Source organism: Salipiger sp. ABF4_146 (assembly GCF_056161345.1).
This window is the reverse complement of record NZ_JBSWYX010000002.1, coordinates 64,700-79,800: the sequence shown is the minus strand read 5'-3', so window position 1 is coordinate 79,800 and position 15,101 is coordinate 64,700. Positions and strand designations below refer to the sequence as shown.

Below are 15,101 nucleotides of genomic sequence, written 5' to 3'. Positions count from 1 at the left end.
GGGTTTCAGGCGCCGACTTCGGGGCCGAGGCAGAGCATCGGCTCGTCGTTCTGCTGCGCCTCATAGAGCACCGTGTTGCCCGGGTCGTTCTCGAACACCGCGCGCAGACCGCTGCCTTCGCGGTAGAAGCTCCAGCACTGTGGCAGCGGTGCGTCCTCGTAGACGAAGCAGATCATCTGCCCCTCTTGGTACCAGCTGCCGTCTTTGCACTGACCATCGAGGAACGACCAGCGCACCCGCCGGTCGGGCAGATATTCCTCGACGCCATAGGCGGTGCCGCCGCGTCCGAAGTAGAGCGTCTTGCCGGTGACATAGGCTTCGAACTCCGCGCCGCTCATCGGCTGGGCGGCGGCGAGCGGGCTGGCCAGAACGGCAAGGAGGCAGAGCAGACGGATCATGGCGGCAGACTGCCAGAGGCGCGGGGCAGGGGGAAGAGGCGGGGCCGGGGTTCGGCCAGAGCCCGCCGGTGCCGGGGCAGCGGCGTTTTGGGGCCGGGCGGCGCGGCGTTTGTTATAAATGTATGGGATATCAGAGAGGTTTTCGCGGGTTACCGGCCGCTGGCCAGGCAAGGGCTCACTCGGGCGGTGCATTCAGCGGTTCCTGTAGACCGCGCAGATGCAGCCCGACTGCCTGAGTTTTGCGCAAAGCTGCTGTGCCGCGCCGCGTCCGTCGCGCCCGAGACGGGCCATCCAGTAGCCGCCGCGCGGGCTGGCCCGGCTCTTTTGCCAGATCATCTCGGGCGTCTCGCCGCCGACCACGCCGGAGCAGGTCTTGGCGCGGCGGCGGAATTGCGACAGCGCCCGGTCTTGCGTCGTGCCGAAGGCCATCTGCACGCCCCATGGGTGCAGTGGCGGTTTCGCCGCGGGATATTTGGTCAGCTTGCGGTGGCGGGCCAGATCGAGGCAGGCCTGCTGGAACGGCATGTCGCCCTGCAGGCGGAAGTCATGCGCGTCGGGCGGGGTGTCGCGCCATGTTTCGGCGGCAAGCCCGGTGATGATTGCGACGTAATTTATGGTCTCCAGCGCCAGCCCTCCGGTGCGCGCGATCAGCCCGTCGGCCCGCGCCTCGCCGCCGTTGTAGGCCACCGCCGCCAGCCCCTGATTGCCATAATGCCGGGCCAGTTCGCCAAGGTATTGCGCCGAGTACTCCAGCGCTTCGGCGGGGTTGTAGGGGTCCTTGAGGCCGCGCAGCTTGGCGGTGGAGGGGATGAACTGCGCGATGCCCTGCGCGTTGGCCGGGCTCAGCGCATGCGGGTCAAAGCGGCTTTCCTGCCAAAGAAGCCGCGCGAAGAACCCCGGCGACAGCCCGTTGCGGCGGGCGAAATGCTCGATCGCCTGACAGGTGTCATAGGCGGTATGCGAGGGCCGGATGCAGTGCACCGGACCGAAGGCGCCAGCGGAACACAGCGTGCCGGGTTCGGGCTGTCCGGGGTCGGCCCGCAGCGGCGCCGCGACGACGCAGAGGAGAACAAGAAGCATGGCACGCCACATGGCTCCATGAATGCTGTCGGGGCGGCAAAGGTCAACTCACACTTTTATCCCGGCGCGGCGCGTATTAGGTGAAGGAAAAGGCAGCGAGAGGTCCAGCCATGTCCTTCTTCGGCAAGCTCAAGAACAAGCTTTTCAAATCCTCCTCGAAACTCGAGGAAGGGCTGGACGCGATCGTCCAGGAGGGCGGCTCGGAAGATGCCCCCGAAACTCCGGAAATTCCGGAAACCCCGGACACGCCGGCCGTCCCCGAGACCCCCGAGCGCCCGGCCACGCCCGGTCCGGATGTACCGCCGCCGGTGCCCGAGACGCCGCCCGCGCCCGCGCCTGAAACCCCGCCCGCGCCGCAGGAGGTGCCGCCCGCGCCGCCGCGCGAGACCCCGCCGGAGCCGGTGCCGGAAACGCCGCCGATGCCCGAGCCCGGTCCGCAGCCCGACACGCCCAAGGCGCCGGCGCCCGCCGACCCGCAGCCCGCGCCGCAGGAGGCGCCGGTCATGCCGCCCGCCGATCCCGCGCCGGGGCCAGTGCCGCTGGAAGTGCCCGCGCCGCTGCAGGACCCAGAGGTGCCGCAGGCGCGCGGCGGTGGTTTGATCGGACGGCTCTTCGGCAAGGGCCAGCCCGCTGCGCCGGTGGTGCGACGGGCGCTCGATGACGAGATGCTGGAAAGCCTCGAGGAGTTGCTGATCCAGTCGGACATGGGCGTCGACACCGCGCTGCGGGTGACCGCCAATATCGCCGAAGGGCGCTACGGCAAGCGGGTCTCGACGCAGGAGATCAAGCAGCTGCTGTCGGCAGAGGTGGCGCGGATCATGGAGCCCGTGGCCAAGCCGCTGCCGCTTTATGCCAAGACGCCGCAGGTGGTGCTGGTGGTGGGCGTCAACGGCTCGGGCAAGACCACGACCATCGGCAAGCTTGCCAGCCAGTTCCGCGCCGCCGGCAAATCGGTGGTCATCGCCGCGGGGGATACCTTCCGGGCCGCCGCCGTTGAACAGCTGCAGATCTGGGGCGACCGCGCCGGGGTGCCAGTGCTGACCGCGCCCGAGGGCTCGGACCCGGCCAGCCTCGCCTTTGACGCGATGAGCAAGGCGCAGGCCGAGGGTGCCGATCTGCTGATGATCGACACCGCCGGGCGGCTGCAGAACCGCGCCGACCTGATGGAAGAACTGGCGAAGATCGTCCGGGTGATCCGTAAGAAGGACCCCGACGCGCCGCACAACACGCTGCTGGTCTTGGATGCCACCACCGGTCAGAACGCGCTGCGTCAGGTGGAGATCTTCCAGCAGGTGGCAGATGTCTCGGGTCTGGTGATGACCAAGCTCGACGGCACGGCGCGCGGCGGGGTTCTGGTGGCGCTGGCCGACAAGTTCGGCCTGCCGATCCATGCCATCGGCGTGGGCGAGCAGATCGACGATCTGCAACCCTTCGACCCCGAGGAATTTGCCGCTGCGCTCACCGGACTCGAGAAAGGCTGACGCTTAGCGATGCGGGGAGGGCGCGCGGCGCTACTCCTCGCTCCAGCCCATCTTGTTTTCGACGAAGCGCAGCAACGTCAGGATCACCAGCACGATCACCGTGGCCATCGCCGCCAGCGGCATCTGACCGGCGCCGCAGCCCAGCCCGACGGCGCCCGCCAGCCACAGCGACGCGCCGGTGGTGATGTTGCGCACCTTGCCGCCGGAGGTGAAGATCAGCCCCGCCGCAAGAAACGCCACACCTGCCGTGACCGCCTCGATCATCCGCAGCGGATCGTTGCGCTGTTCAGACGAGCCGCCGAAATCCATCGCTGCCAGTTCTCGCCCCAGCAGGACAAACAGACAGGCGGCCACCGACACGAGAATATGGGTGCGCAGCCCCGCAGGCTTGCCACGGCGCTCGCGCTCGAGGCCGATGAGTCCGGCCAGCAGCACCGCCGCCAGCAGCCGCGCAAAGGCCGCCGGGGCAGGGACGGCCGAAAACGTATGCCGGAATTCGTTCAGGATCTGCTCAATCATTGTCTCTCCCCATCTGTAGTGTGAGAAACGAAGCGGCATGGGCGGTGGTTCCGCCATTGAGAAGCCGCCGCCGCGAGGTTATCTCTGCACTCGCACAAGGAGACCCGCATGGCCACGAAGCAAATCAACCCCTTCCTCAAGTCGGCGCTGGAATTTGGGCCGGTGCTGGCCTTCTTCGCGGCTTACCTGCTGCTGAAGGACCAGAACTTTCTGATCGGAGGGCGCGAGTATCAGGGCTTTGTCGTGGTCACCGCCGGGTTCATTCCGCTGATGCTGCTCTGCACCGGGCTGCTGTGGAAGCTGACCGGGCATCTTTCGGCGATGCAGGTGGTCACTGCGGTGCTGATCGTGGTGTTCGGAGGGCTGTCGGTTTGGCTCAACGACGAGCGCTTCTTCAAGATGAAGCCGACGCTGATTTACATGCTCTTCGGGCTGGCGCTGCTGGCCGGGATCCTGCGCGGCGAGAGCTATCTGCGCAAGGTCATGGAAGGGCTGATGCCGCTGCAGGACGAGGGCTGGATGATCCTCACCAAGCGCATCTGCGCCTTCTTCTTCGGGCTGGCGCTGCTCAACGAGATTGTCTGGCGCACGATGAGCACCGAGTCGTGGGTCTATTTCAAAACCTTCGGGCTGACCGCGGCGGTCTTTGTCTTCTTCATGACGCAGAACAGCCTGTTCAAACGCTACGCGTTGGAGCAGGAGAAGGACTGAGCGCCCTCGCGCCGGATTTTCGAGACCAAGCCCGGGACCTTTGGTTCCGGGTATTTTTATTGCGCAGGCGAGTACCGGCGCCCCAACCGGCTGACGCTGGGGCATAAATTGCGACAAACGTGCCGAAAGCGGCGCTTTTCGAGAGTCTGGCGTTGGCGCTATGCGCCCGGCGCATGGCGGGGCTGACGAAAACAGTCAGGCACTCGGGTTACACCTGCCTGCTGATTGCGTTAACCGATCCCATCCCGGAACAAAGCTGTTCCCGACGCAATGAAAGACGAAATAAAATGTCCCTCTCAGACGCTGCATACGAAACGCCGCGCACCGGGGCCACGCCGGCGCTGAACTCGCCGGCCAAGGTCCTGACGGCGAGCCTCGTCGGCACCACCATCGAATTCTTTGACTTCTACGTCTACGCGACCGCCGCCGTGCTGGTCTTCCCGGCGCTGTTCTTCCCCAACAGCGATCCGATGACCGCGCTGCTGGCCAGCTTCGCGACCTTCTCCATCGCCTTCTTCGCACGTCCGCTGGGCGCGCTGGTCTTCGGCCATTTCGGCGACCGCATCGGCCGCAAGGCGACGCTGGTTGCGGCGCTGCTGACCATGGGCATTTCCACCGTCATCATCGGCTTTCTGCCGAGCTACGAGAGCATCGGCGTGATCGCGCCCCTGCTGCTGGCACTCTGCCGCTTTGGCCAAGGCTTCGGCCTTGGTGGTGAATGGGGCGGCGCGGTGCTGATGGCCACCGAGAACGCCCCCGAGGGCAAGAAGAACTGGTACGGCATGTTCCCGCAGTTGGGCGCGCCGCTGGGCCTGTTCCTGTCGTCGGGCCTGTTCTGGATTCTGCTGCACTTCATGAGCGAAGAGGCGCTGCTGAGCTGGGGCTGGCGGATTCCCTTCATCTCGTCGCTGCTGCTGATCGCGGTCGGCCTCTGGGTGCGCCTGTCGATCACCGAGACGCCGGACTTCCAGAAAGCCATCGACAATGAAGAGCGCGTTTCCGTGCCTGCGGTCGAACTGTTCAAGAACCACAAGGTCTCGATCGTGCTCGGCACTTTCGTGGCGCTGGCGACCTTCGTGCTGTTCTACATCTGCACCGCCTACCTGCTGAGCTACAATGTCAAGGTCGTGCAGATCCCGTTCACCGACGCGCTGGCCATCCAGATCTGGGGCTCGGTGGTCTTCGGGGCCTTCATCCCGCTGGCGGGCAAGCTGGCCGAACGCTTCGGCCGCCGTCAGATCCTGACGCTGACGACGGTTCTGATCGGTGTGTTCAGCTTCCTGGTGCCGGTGCTGATGGTCGAGAACGAGATGCGGATCATGGGCTTCGTGACGCTGGGCATGGCCCTGATGGGCATGACCTACGGTCTGATCGGCACCGCGCTGGCGGCCCCGTTCCCGACCCGCGTGCGCTACACCGGCTCGTCGATCACCTTCAACTTCGCCGGCATCTTCGGCGCCTCGCTGGCCCCCTATATCGCGACCTGGCTGCAGAGCAACTACGGCCTCGCCTATGTGGGCTACTACGTGCTCTTCGCCGCCGCGGTGACGCTGCTGTGCATCTTCGCCAGCGGCAAGGGCAAGGTCTGAGCCAGATCACCTTGCGGATTGGTAAAAGGGCGCCGGTTTTCCGGCGCCCTTTTTCGTTGGGGGCGACCCGCCCGGTGTCAAGGCGAAGCCGCCGGGTGGGCGCGCGCCCGGCTCGCATCGCGTGATCTTATAGGCACAAGAAAAAGGGCGCGACCCGCTCGGCCACGCCCTTTCATCTTTCTTCAAATACTCACTTCCGGCCGATCAGTCCTCGCGCGGCGGACCCGCCTCGGGGTCATCCTTGCCGACCCCCTTGAACACGAACTTGAAGGGCAGCATCCACAGGAACCCGAGGAAGACGTAGACCAGAAACTCCAGCCAGATCGGCGGGCGGCCAAGCGCGTTGACCACGCTCACCGCCGCGACGATGTAGAGCGGCAGGCCCACCAGCAGGATCACCAGCGACCAGCGGCGGCGGGCTTTGTAGCTGAGGGCCATGACCGGCCTCAGTCCGCGAAGGGGTCGGTGACGAGGATGGTGTCGTCACGCTCGGGCGAGGTCGACAGCAGCGCCACCGGGCAGCCGATCAGCTCTTCGATGCGGCGCACGTATTTCACCGCCGCGCCGGGCAGGTCGTTCCAGCTGCGCGCGCCTTCGGTCGATTCAGACCAGCCTTCCATCTCTTCGTAGATGGGCGTGCAGCGCAGCTGCTCCTCGGTGGCGATGGGCAGGTGGTCAAGCACTTCGCCGTCAAGTTCGTAGCCGGTGCAGATCTTGATGGTGTCGAAACCGTCCAGCACGTCGAGCTTGGTCAGCGAGATGCCGTTGACGCCCGAGGTCACGCAGGTCTGGCGCACCAGAACCGCGTCGAACCAGCCGCAGCGGCGCTTGCGGCCCGTCACCGTGCCGAACTCGCGGCCACGGGTGCCGAGGCGGTTGCCGTCCTCGTCGTCCAGTTCGGTCGGGAAGGGGCCTTCGCCGACGCGGGTGGTGTAGGCCTTGACGATGCCCAGCACGAAGTCGATCGAGCCCGGGCCGATGCCGGTGCCGGTGGCGGCTTGCCCTGCAATCACGTTCGAGGAGGTGACGAAGGGGTAGGTGCCGAAGTCGATGTCCAGCAGCGCGCCCTGCGCGCCTTCGAACAGGATGCGCTTGCCGGCGCGGCGCTGCTCGTTGAGCACCTTCCACACCGGGCCGGCGTACTCGAGGATCTTCGGTGCGATCTCCTTGAGTTGGGCGATCAGCCCGTCGCGGTCCACCGGCTCGAGCCCGAGGCCGCGGCGCAGCGCATCATGGTGCTGCAGCGCCCGGTCGACGCGGTGTTCGAGGGTTTCGGGATCGGCAAGGTCTGCCACGCGCACCGAGCGGCGGCCCACCTTGTCCTCATAGGCCGGGCCGATGCCGCGCCCGGTGGTGCCGATCTTGGTGCCTTTGGTGGCCGCTTCCTCGCGGGCGCGGTCGAGCTCGCCGTGGATCGGTAGGATCAGCGGCGTGTTCTCGGCGATCATCAGCGTCTCGGGGCTGATGTCGACGCCCTGCGCGCGGATTGTCTCGATCTCTTTCACCAGGTGCCACGGATCGAGCACCACGCCGTTGCCGATCACCGACAGCTTGCCGCCACGCACCACACCGGAGGGCAGGGCGTTCAGCTTGAACACCTTGCCGTCGATGACCAGCGTATGGCCCGCGTTGTGGCCCCCTTGGAAGCGCGCGACCACGTCGGCCCGCTCCGAGAGCCAGTCCACGATCTTGCCCTTGCCTTCGTCGCCCCACTGGGCGCCTACGACGACCACGTTAGCCATTGCTCACCTGTCCTTTTGCCGGCGGTTCAAACGGGCTCCGTATAGATCCACGGCGCGGCGGTGGGAACCATCAAATTGGCGCCTGCGCCGGGCTGGTGGAAAGAATCCGCGGCAATCTTTGTCGGGGTCATGGCCCGAGCGGTGCTGCGCAAGCTTCGGTGCGGCGCATGGGCCGGTTCAGGAAACACCTTGAAGCGATGCTCCAAGCGTCCCCTTCCGACCCTCCGCCGTCGAGCGCTGCGCGCCGGGTGCGCTCTATCCCCGGGCGCGCGCCGGCGCGTCGTTCGCGGTCTCGGGGGTGTGGTGCGTGTTGCCGGCAGCCTCCGCGCCGTCGCCCGCTGTCTTGAGATGCTCTTCGATCGCGGCCAGACGGCGGATGACCTCGTCGCGGTAGGTGTCGGTGGCTGCGTTGGTTTCCTCGGCATGCGCGTCCTGCATCGAGTTGACGATCAGGCCAACCACGAGGTTCACCACGGCAAAGGTGGTGATCAGGATGAACGGGACGAAGAAGATCCACGCCTCCGGGTGGACCTCCATGACCGGCCGGACGATCCCCATCGACCAGCTTTCCAGCGTCATCACCTGGAACAGCGTGTAGAGCGAAGCGCCCAGCGAGCCGAACCACGCGGGGAAGGTCGCGGCAAAGAGCTTGGTCGCGATGACCGCGGCGATGTAGAAGATCACGCCCATCAGCAGGAAGACCGAGGCCATCCCCGGGACGGCGGCGATGAAGCCCTCGACCACGCGGCGCAGCGTCGGTGCCACGGAAATCACCCGCAGCAGCCGCAGGATGCGCAGCGCCCGCAGAACCGACAGCGCGCCGGCGGCCGGGATGAGCGCGATCCCCACCACAAGAAAGTCAAAGATGTTCCAGGCATCGCGGAAGAAGCGCAGCCCGCGCGCATAGAGTTTGGCGACCAGTTCGGCCACGAAGATCGCGAGGCAGGCGGTGTCCAGCGCAACGATGAGACCGCCGGCGGTGTTCATGACGTCTTGGGAGGTTTCCAGGCCAAGGACGATCGCATTGAACAAGATCACGCCCATGATCGTGTAGCGGGTCGCGGATCGGTCGAGAAAATCGGAAAGGCGCTGGCGCATCTTGAGGTCTGCTCCTAGGTCAATTCGGAGGCATCTATGGTCACGCTCGGCGGTTTGCCAGCCCGAAGGTGGCAGACTTTCCAGAGTGTGACCGGGACACCAAAGATGGCGTGCTGATCGTGTCAGGCACGTCAGTCAAGCGCCCATCGCTTCAAACCCGAAGCCGACATGCGCGCGGCATGTGGGTAAACTCTGCTTCGAGGTCTTGTCGCCCGCGGTTGACGACCGCGCTGATCCCCGTCCACGATTTGCGGCACCTCTGCACGCCTTCTTCAGCATGCGCCTAGATGCGCATATTGCCCTTTTGGTCTGACAGTCACGTTGGCCTGCTGATGTCATATGACAGCCTCGCTCTCGGCGCTTTGGGTGGCCAAGCGGCGGTTCATGATGGCGAGGCGGAACTGAGACTCAAGGGGCTGGTGGGCTTTCCTCCGCCGCGCTTCAGGCAGCTTGCCCGCGCGTCGATGCTTAATGCGTTTGTGGGCAAGGCCGTCGGTTGGGCAGGGGGCGCTGCCCCCTCGCCGCTGCGCGGCTCACCCCCGGCGTATTTTGAAAGAGAAGAAGGGGGCGCTGTTAGGGCGCGGCGGCCTCGTCGCGTTCGGCTTCGGCGTTTTCGGCAGCCCAGGCGCCAGCGGCCTCGACGGCCACCGGAGAGCTTGTCGGCAGAACGTTGAGATAGCTTTCGGCTTCGTCGCGCGGCGCGGGCGCGCGCTGGGTCATGCGGTAGAGCGCGTAGAGCGCCATGGCGGCGAAGGTGGCTGCCAGCACCAGCCAGAACGCCGGCGGGCCCGCCGCCTGCATCGCCCAGCCGGTGACCAGCGGGCCGGCGATGGCGCCGAGGCCGAAGGTGAAGACCAGGCCTCCGGAGGCGGCGGGCATGTCTTCGGCCGACAGCGCGTCATTGGTGAAGGCCAGCAGCAGCGCATAGAGCGGCGTGGTGACGCCGCCCGCGAGGAGAGCCGCTGCCATCAGGGTGTGCAGATCGCCCCCCGTGACCCATCCCAGCACACAGGCGCCCGCGCCGAGGGCCGATGTGCCGAAGATCAGCTTGCGCCGGTCCATCTGGTCCGACAGCCAGCCTATGGGGTACTGCAGCACCAGAGCGCCGGCGAACAGCATGGCGACAAAGAACGCGATCTGCCCCGCGCTCAGCCCGATCTGCGTGCCGAACACCGCGCCCATGCCCGATTGCGTGGCGTAGACGCTGCCAAGCAGGAAGATCCCGATGGTGCCAAGCGGGGAGCCGCGGAACAGCGCGCGCAGCGGCATCGGCCGTGCCACCTCGACGGCGGGCACCGGCGTGACCGACAGCAGGATCGGCGCAAAAGAGATCGACACGAGGATCGAGGCGCCGATGAACAGCGCCGAGGTGGCCGCGTCGCCGAGCGACAGCAGGCCCTGCGCACCGATGATGCCGACGGTCTGCGCGATCATATAGGCCGACAGCACTTTGCCGCGGGTTTCGTTCGTCGCGGCGTGGTTGAGCCAGCTTTCGGCGGTCACGTAGACACCCGACATGCAAAAGCCTACCAGCAGGCGCAGCGCGGTCCAGGCCCAGGGCTCGGCGATCAGCGGGAAGGCGATCAGCCCCGCCGACATAAAGCTGCCGAGCGCGGCGAAGACTCGCACGTGGCCGACCCGGCGGATCAGCTGCGGGGTGATCCGCGCGCCCGACAGGAAGCCGATGAAATAGCCTGAGGTGACCACGGCCAGTTCGGCGGCGGAGAATCCCTCGATGCCGCCGCGCAGGCCGATCAGGGTGAAATGCATGCCGTTGCCCAGCATGATGAGCACGATGCCGAGCAAAAGCGCCCAGACGCCGGCCAGAACGGTGATCATGACGAGTGCCCCTGCGCTCCGCGCGCCCTAATATCAGGCCACCAGTGTCGCGAATCCTGCAGCGGGGCGGTGCGCCTGCCGCGTCATGTTCTTGGCATTTTGCGACAGGGCGGCCGTTTGGCGGCTGGCTGTGGCGTTACGGCAGCACGTGCAGCCAGGCCCAGGTGGTGACGATGCACATGCCGGTGGCCAGCAGCACCGAAGAGGCGGCGACGCGTTTCGCCCGGCCATAGAGGTTGGCGAAGACATAGGCGTTCACCCCCGGCGCGACCGAGGCGGTGACCACCGCCGAGCGGAAGGCGTCGGTGGGCAGGTCAAAGGCGGTGCCGAGGCTGAAGGTGATCAGCGGGTGCAGGCCAAGCGACAGCGCGCAGACAAAGAGAATGGTGCGCATGTCGCCCTCGGGGCGGTAGCGATAGAGCACGCCGCCAAGCGCAAAGAGCGCCGCGGGCAGGGCGGTGCGGGTGAGCAGCCCCAGCGCATCGACCACCGGGCTTGGCAATTGCACGTTCAGCAGGTTGAGCACGATGCCGATGGTGATGCCGATGACCATCGGCGTGCGGAACAGCGAGCGGGTGATGGTGAGCGGCAGGCGGCGCAGTTCGGTGCCGCGGGCGCGGGCGATCTCCATGGCGGTGATGCCGATGGCGTAGCACAGCGGCGAGTGCATGGCGATGATCGCGTAGTTGGCGTTGAGCGCATCCTCACCATAGGCCTGTTCGGTGATCGGCAGGCCGATCAGTAGCGAGTTGGAGAACAGCCCGCAGAAGCCGATGACCACGCTGTCTTCCCAGTCGCGTTTGAAGATCACCCGTGCGCCGAGCAGCGCCACGAAAAAGCAGGTGATCGCCCCGGCGTAGAAGGAGAACAGCAGGTCGAAGCGGAAATACTCGCCAAGATCAAGCTGCCACATGGCGCGGAACAGCAGGCAGGGCACCGCGATGGTCTGGGTAAAGCCCATAAGCCCGTCGATGGCGCTGTCGGTCAGCAGTTTGCGCCAACTGGCGAGATAGCCCGCGCCGATGACGATGAAGACCGGGAGAATGACGTCGAGAAGGGCCTGCATGGGAGAGGAGCTTTCAGAGCATGCGCCGGGGCGCAGAGGGCCTCCGGCGGGCGTGTTTGGGGAACAATGAAGGGCTGTTGCGCATCGCTGCGCCGGGATGGTCTGCGCGGCGCTTCTCCTCAGAGCGCATAACGCAGAACCATGCCGTCGTAGGCCGGGCTGATGTGGTCGGGGGTCTCGGCGGCGAGCGTCGCATAGTCGAGATCGATGTGCATGTTGGTCAGCACCGCCGTGCGCGGCTGCGCGCGGGCGATCCACTCCAGCGCCAGATCGAGATGCGCGTGGGTCGGATGCGGCTTGCGGCGCAGCGCGTCGATGATGAAGCACTCAAGGCCCGAAAGATGCTCCCACGCGGCGTCTGGCAGGCGCACTACGTCGGGCACATAGGCCAGATCGGCGATGCGGAAGCCAAGCGCGTCGATGCTGCCGTGATCGACCTCGAAGGGCGTCAGCGTGATCGGCCCGCCCGCACCGTCGACGGTGAACGCGCCGGTGATCGTGTGTAGATCGAAGATCGGCGGGTAGGGGCTGCCCTCGGGCTGCACGAAGGCGTAGCCAAAGCGCGAGATCAGCTCGTTCTGCGTTGCGCCGTCGGCCCAGACCGGCAGCCTGTCGCCGCGGTTGAAGACGATTTGGCGCAGGTCGTCGAGCCCGTTGGTGTGATCGGCGTGCGAATGCGTCCAGACCGCCGCGTCAAGATGGCCGATGCCCGCGTCCAGCAGTTGCGCGCGCATGTCCGGCGAGGTGTCGATCAGCACGCGGGTGGTGCCTTCGGGGCCGTCGCGCTCGACCAGCAGCGAACAGCGGCGACGGGTGTTCTTGGGGTTCTCGGGGTCGCATTCGCCCCATTTGCCGCCAAGCCGCGGCACGCCGCCCGACGAGCCGCAGCCGAGGATGGTGAAGCGCAGTTCGCCGCTCATGCGGGGCTCCAGTTCGCGGCCTTGGCGAAGAGACGGTCGAAGTTGGCCTCGGTGGCGGCGGCGAAGTCGGCGTAGCTGAGCCCGAATGTCTCGGCGCCGACCTTGGCGGTGTGCACGCTGTAGCCCGGCTCGTTGCGCTTGCCGCGGTAGGGCGGCGGCGCAAGATAGGGGCTGTCGGTTTCGACGAGGATGCGCTCGAGCGGCGCGCTGGCGAAAATCTCGCGCAGGTCCTTGGACTTGGGGAAGGCGGCGATGCCGGACATCGACAAATAGAAGCCGCAGTCGAGCGCCGCGCGCGCCAGTTCGGCCGAAGAGCTGAAGCAGTGCATCACGCAGGCGTAAGGTTTGGCCTTGTAGCCTTCGGTGAGGATGCGGGCCATATCGTCGTCGGCGGCCCGGGCATGGATGATCAGCGGCAGGCCGGTTTCCTGTGCGGCCTCGATATGCACCTTCAGAGACTGCTTTTGCACCTCGGCGCTGTCGGCGGTGTAGTGATAGTCGAGCCCGGTCTCGCCAATGCCGACGAATTTCGGGTGCTGCGCCAGCGCGATCAACTCGTCCACCGTGGCCATGGGCTCTTCGGCGGCGCTCATCGGGTGGGTGCCGGCGGCATAGAACACAGGGTCGTTGGTCTCTGCGATGGCGCGCACTTGCGGCTCGTTGCGTAGGCGGGTGCAGATGGTGACCATCCGGTGCACCCCGGCTTCGAGCGCGCGGGCGATGATTTCGGGCCGCTCCTCGTCGAAATCGGGGAAGTCGAGGTGGCAGTGGCTGTCGGTAATGCGGGGAAGTGTCATACGTAGCGTCCTTTGCGCGCAGGTATCAGCCATGCGCCGGGCCGGGTCAAGGCGGGGCAGGGGCTTGCGCACCACGGGCGTATCGACAGCCGCTCGACAGCCGCCGGCGCGGGCGGTTGCGCCGCAGATCTCGGCAAAGTCTCGGATGGTGGCGGTGTTTAGCGGCTGCGGAGCGGGTCGCGGCGCGCTCTCACACGGCGCATGGCGCCGCGCAGGGCGGCCGCGAGCAAACAGGCGCTCAGCACGCCGACGGCGTCCGCGGCCCAATCGCCCAGTTCGGCATCGCGCCCGACGTAGGCCTGCACCACCTCGATCAGCCCGCCAAATGCGATGGCGGCAGGGGCGCACCACCACAGCCAACGCGGCCGCAGCAGCGCGATCGGGGCAATGATGCCGCCAAAGCCGAGCGCGTGCTGAACCTTGTCGCCGCGCAGAGCGTCGCCAGGCACCACTTGAGGGCCGACCGTCAGGAGGGTGACGGTCAGCGCGAGCAGGCCTGCGAGCGCGGCGGTGGCGATAGAAATACGGTCCATGCCATTCCAAGATCATGCGGCAGGGCGAAATGCCAGCGTTCCACGCTGTCTGGCGGCACACATTTGCGTCACGGCCCGTTTTGGCGCCAGTGGCACGTGCGCGCCACGTGGGTGCCGTGCGGGACGGGATGGGACGGCATGGGTGTCATGGGAAAGCATGGGCGCCATGGGAAAGCATGGGACGAAACTTCGAAACGGCGGGAGATGGCCCCGCGCCCGGCTGTGGCTTCTGGGGCGCAGCGACCGATTCCGCCGAAAAGCTGCGCCGATTCAGGGCTTGCTGCGGCACATGGGACGTGGGAAATGCTCACGACATCGCGATTCCACCCATCGTCGGGCCCCTTCTGGGAAATTTTTTTGGGATTTTGTGGGGAATTTTCACTCACAGCCGCGTGACTATATTTAGCGCTGAGCCGGTTCCCGCTTACCAAATGTTCGTGAAAATTGCCGTAACGGCACCCAATATGTAGTTTTCCACAGGCCCTGTGGGCAACATGAGGGGGGAGTCTGCCGTAAATTCCTATTGCCTCCCATGATTTCCCATGACATACCTTTAACCACGACGAAGGGACGGGATTAAGGGGCAGCAAACGACCCCGGCAGAACATCCCAGAATAATAAAACGAGCAGGTTCATACAGGCACCCGCCCTTCGTCCACATGAAGAATCCAGCGCGTGAGCGAGCAGACATCCCCCCAGGTGGCACGCGCAGCTGGACTAGCCCGGAAAACGGGTCAAGGCGGCGGGTTGATCAGTGGCAGCAGATCAGCCCGCCGTATTTCGTTTCGGGGATTTGAGAGTAGGGACAGTGGGCCGCAGGCTGAGGTTCAGAGGCGAGAGCCGCAACAAGGTGGATGGCAAGGGTCGCGTGTCGATTCCGGCCTCTTTCCGCCGTGTGCTCGAAGCCGGTGATCCGGACTGGACCGAAGGGCTTAACCCGAACTTCGTGATCGTCTACGGCGATCACCGCCGCAAATATCTTGAATGCTACACGATCGAGGAGATGGAGGCCGTCGAGGACCGCATCTCGGCAATGAAGCGCGGCTCGCAGAAGCGCCGCCTTCTGGAGCGTCTCTTCTCGACCCAATCGGTCACCACCAGCGTTGATGAAACCGGGCGCATCGTGCTTCCGGCCAAGCTGCGTGCTAAGATCGACCTCGAGGACTGGGCCTATTTCGCTTCCAACGTCGACACCTTCCAGATCTGGAAGCCGGAGACCTTCGAAGAGGACGAACTGGCCGGCACCGAGGAATTCCTCGACGAGATGCCCGCGGACTTCGATCCGCTGCAGTTGCTCGACGAAGACGACGAAACCGAGGAGGCCTGAG

The 15,101-nt window shown here is 65.9% G+C and carries 15 protein-coding genes; 4 read left to right on the top strand and 11 right to left on the bottom strand.

Annotated features, from left to right (window positions below; all coding sequences use genetic code 11):
- Nucleotides 1-5: 5 nt before the first annotated feature.
- On the bottom strand, nucleotides 6-398 hold the full coding sequence (locus tag ACXAJT_RS03130) for a hypothetical protein (protein WP_475232938.1): 393 nt from the start codon (nucleotides 396-398) through the stop codon (nucleotides 6-8).
- 192 nt (nucleotides 399-590) lie between these two features.
- Complete coding sequence (locus tag ACXAJT_RS03125; RefSeq protein WP_475232936.1) at nucleotides 591-1,478, bottom strand: lytic transglycosylase domain-containing protein; 888 nt, start codon at nucleotides 1,476-1,478, stop codon at nucleotides 591-593.
- A gap of 110 nt (nucleotides 1,479-1,588) precedes the next feature.
- On the opposite strand from ACXAJT_RS03125, the gene ftsY reads away from it, so the two are divergent.
- Nucleotides 1,589-2,959, top strand: a complete 1,371-nt coding sequence (gene ftsY, locus ACXAJT_RS03120; RefSeq protein WP_475232934.1) for a signal recognition particle-docking protein FtsY — start codon at nucleotides 1,589-1,591, stop codon at nucleotides 2,957-2,959.
- 30 nt (nucleotides 2,960-2,989) lie between these two features.
- Here the strand turns inward: ftsY and ACXAJT_RS03115 are convergent, their stop codons facing one another.
- On the bottom strand, nucleotides 2,990-3,478 hold the full coding sequence (locus ACXAJT_RS03115) for an MgtC/SapB family protein (protein ID WP_475232932.1): 489 nt from the start codon (nucleotides 3,476-3,478) through the stop codon (nucleotides 2,990-2,992).
- 108 nt (nucleotides 3,479-3,586) lie between these two features.
- On the opposite strand from ACXAJT_RS03115, the gene ACXAJT_RS03110 reads away from it, so the two are divergent.
- Together ACXAJT_RS03110 and ACXAJT_RS03105 are read left to right on the top strand one after the other, a co-directional pair.
- Nucleotides 3,587-4,189, top strand: coding sequence for an inner membrane-spanning protein YciB (locus ACXAJT_RS03110; protein WP_475232930.1), 603 nt, complete (start codon nucleotides 3,587-3,589; stop codon nucleotides 4,187-4,189).
- Between the two features lie 287 nt (nucleotides 4,190-4,476).
- Nucleotides 4,477-5,778: an MFS transporter gene (locus ACXAJT_RS03105; RefSeq protein ID WP_475232927.1), complete on the top strand. Its 1,302-nt coding sequence runs from the start codon at nucleotides 4,477-4,479 to the stop codon at nucleotides 5,776-5,778.
- 204 nt (nucleotides 5,779-5,982) lie between these two features.
- On the opposite strand, the gene ACXAJT_RS03100 is transcribed toward ACXAJT_RS03105, so the two are convergent.
- The 8 genes from ACXAJT_RS03100 to ACXAJT_RS03065 form a co-directional block, all read right to left on the bottom strand.
- A complete protein-coding gene (locus tag ACXAJT_RS03100; RefSeq protein ID WP_475232925.1) occupies nucleotides 5,983-6,216 on the bottom strand; it encodes a DUF2842 domain-containing protein in 234 nt (77 codons plus the stop codon).
- 8 nt (nucleotides 6,217-6,224) lie between these two features.
- Nucleotides 6,225-7,520 (bottom strand): adenylosuccinate synthase, encoded by a 1,296-nt coding sequence (locus ACXAJT_RS03095; RefSeq protein WP_475232923.1) that lies wholly within the window; start codon nucleotides 7,518-7,520, stop codon nucleotides 6,225-6,227.
- A gap of 255 nt (nucleotides 7,521-7,775) precedes the next feature.
- On the bottom strand, nucleotides 7,776-8,618 hold the full coding sequence (locus ACXAJT_RS03090) for an ion transporter (protein ID WP_475232921.1): 843 nt from the start codon (nucleotides 8,616-8,618) through the stop codon (nucleotides 7,776-7,778).
- A 573-nt stretch (nucleotides 8,619-9,191) separates the two neighbouring features.
- A complete protein-coding gene (locus ACXAJT_RS03085) occupies nucleotides 9,192-10,457 on the bottom strand; it encodes an MFS transporter (protein WP_475232918.1) in 1,266 nt (421 codons plus the stop codon).
- Nucleotides 10,458-10,593: 136 nt separating this feature from the next.
- Nucleotides 10,594-11,523 (bottom strand): AEC family transporter, encoded by a 930-nt coding sequence (locus ACXAJT_RS03080; protein WP_475232916.1) that lies wholly within the window; start codon nucleotides 11,521-11,523, stop codon nucleotides 10,594-10,596.
- 119 nt (nucleotides 11,524-11,642) lie between these two features.
- Nucleotides 11,643-12,443 (bottom strand): MBL fold metallo-hydrolase, encoded by an 801-nt coding sequence (locus ACXAJT_RS03075; protein WP_475232913.1) that lies wholly within the window; start codon nucleotides 12,441-12,443, stop codon nucleotides 11,643-11,645.
- Nucleotides 12,440-13,240, bottom strand: coding sequence for a TatD family hydrolase (locus ACXAJT_RS03070; protein ID WP_475232911.1), 801 nt, complete (start codon nucleotides 13,238-13,240; stop codon nucleotides 12,440-12,442). Before ACXAJT_RS03070 ends, ACXAJT_RS03075 begins: the two co-directional genes overlap by 4 nt.
- A 158-nt stretch (nucleotides 13,241-13,398) precedes the next feature.
- Nucleotides 13,399-13,773, bottom strand: a complete 375-nt coding sequence (locus ACXAJT_RS03065; RefSeq protein WP_475232908.1) for a VanZ family protein — start codon at nucleotides 13,771-13,773, stop codon at nucleotides 13,399-13,401.
- Between the two features lie 808 nt (nucleotides 13,774-14,581).
- Here ACXAJT_RS03065 and mraZ point away from each other — a divergent pair.
- Entirely contained in the window at nucleotides 14,582-15,100 is a 519-nt protein-coding gene (mraZ, locus tag ACXAJT_RS03060; RefSeq protein WP_475232906.1) for a division/cell wall cluster transcriptional repressor MraZ, read from the top strand.
- Nucleotide 15,101 lies beyond the last annotated feature (1 nt).